Annotated in this window: 3 protein-coding genes and 1 other RNA gene; 2 read left to right on the forward strand and 2 right to left on the reverse strand. The window is 36.6% G+C overall.

The genetic code is table 11. The features are described from left to right. Positions 1-89: 89 nt before the first annotated feature. Positions 90-377, reverse strand: coding sequence for an RnfH family protein (locus CEX73_RS01830; RefSeq protein WP_101626899.1), 288 nt, complete (start codon positions 375-377; stop codon positions 90-92). Beyond that, positions 370-804 (reverse strand): SRPBCC family protein, encoded by a 435-nt coding sequence (locus CEX73_RS01835; RefSeq protein ID WP_101626900.1) that lies wholly within the window; start codon positions 802-804, stop codon positions 370-372. Before CEX73_RS01835 ends, CEX73_RS01830 begins: the two co-directional genes overlap by 8 nt. Positions 805-966: 162 nt before the next feature. Between CEX73_RS01835 and smpB the strand changes: the two genes are divergently transcribed. Then, entirely contained in the window at positions 967-1,449 is a 483-nt protein-coding gene (gene smpB, locus CEX73_RS01840) for an SsrA-binding protein SmpB (RefSeq protein WP_101626901.1), read from the forward strand. Between the two features lie 63 nt (positions 1,450-1,512). After that, positions 1,513-1,586, forward strand: a transfer-messenger RNA (tmRNA) gene (gene ssrA / locus CEX73_RS03515); the annotation flags it as partial.

The following is a 1,586-nucleotide window of genomic DNA, read 5'->3' on the forward strand; positions in this document are numbered from 1 at the left end:
CATCTCCAGTACCTGGTAGTAATAAATCATCTTTTTTGCCTATTTGCCTAAAGATGCGTTCAATCTTTTCAACAAATATACAAGATAAACTACTTGTTAGTATGCTCTGCGCGTTGGCGGCGTCGTTCTTTAGGATCGATTAGCAATGGTCGGTAAATTTCTACCCTATCACCGTCGCGTAATTTTTCCTTAAGTGAGATCACTCTGCTAAAAATACCTACTTTATTAATATTTACGATATCTATTTCTTTATTGAAGGTAAGAATACCTGATGCGTGAATAGCCTGCTCTACTGTACTACCTTCTGGAAGCAGTAACGATAGCATATACTGATGCTCTGGTAGAGCATAAACTACTTTAACCCTAATATTAAGCACTGTAAACTTCCTTTGCCCGGCGAGTAAATGCCATTACCATACCGTTAGCAATTTCTTGAAATATTTTACCAAGTGTTATATCAAGAAACTTATTTTTCAATTCGAAATTAAGATATAACTCTACTTGACTCACGTCATCACTGAGTTGAATAAAACGCCAGTCTCCGACTAATGAGCTAAAAGGGCCTTCAACAAGATCCATCATGATACTTTTATTTTTTTTAATGATATTATGAGTTGTGAATGATTTACTAATGCCAGCTTTAGAAATATTCATTTCAGCTGTTAACTCGCAGCCGTGCTGCGCTAGTACTCTACTGGCAATGCATCCTGGGATAAATTCCGGATAAGCACTAATATTATTAACCAAAGCGAACATTTGCTCTACACTATAGGGAACAATCGCTGATCTAGTGATAAGAGGCATAATTTTTTCTGTCTCCTGTCATGTTCGATTAAGCCAGATATTATTATCTCTATTTTCACGAGACTCAAACGACCGTTTTGGTAAGAAACAGCCAAGTTATGCGATAAAAGTTTATTTAACCCTGTTACTCTACCCGGAGTTATTAGCTAACTTTCTATGTCTATGAAAGATAATAACAGATACAAATCTAGCTTAACCACTATTGCGCAAAATAAGCGCGTATACCACGAATATTTTATTGAAAATGATTTTGAAGCTGGACTTTTGTTGCAAGGGTGGGAAGTAAAATCTCTGCGCGCCGGAAAAGTACACATCAACGACAGTTATGTGTTGTTCAAAGATAGCGAAGCTTTTCTGTTTGGCGCAACTTTCCAGCCGCTTATAGTTGCTTCATCTCATATAGTTTGTTATCCTATGCGCACTAGAAAGTTATTGCTAAATAGACGCGAACTCAATTATTTATTCGGCCAAGTTCATCGCAACAGTTATACGGTTGTTACGCTCTCACTTTATTGGAGAAAACACTTAGCTAAAATTAAAATTGGCGTAGCTAAAGGAAAGAAACAATATGATAAACGCCGTTCTATTAAAGAACGAGAATGGCAGCTGCATAAAGCACGTCTAACGAAATATTATTACCGGTAAAGCGATAATTAACTTACCATAGTTTCGACAATTGATACTATTTAATTAATATGTACTATCTATGGGGCTGTTTCTGGATTCGACAGGATTTACGTAACCCTAGGTGCATGCCCAGGTTAGGTTATCTCGTAAAAAAA

It is taken from the genome of Candidatus Palibaumannia cicadellinicola (assembly GCF_002855795.1).
GTDB classification, from domain to species: domain Bacteria; phylum Pseudomonadota; class Gammaproteobacteria; order Enterobacterales; family Enterobacteriaceae; genus Baumannia; species Baumannia cicadellinicola_C.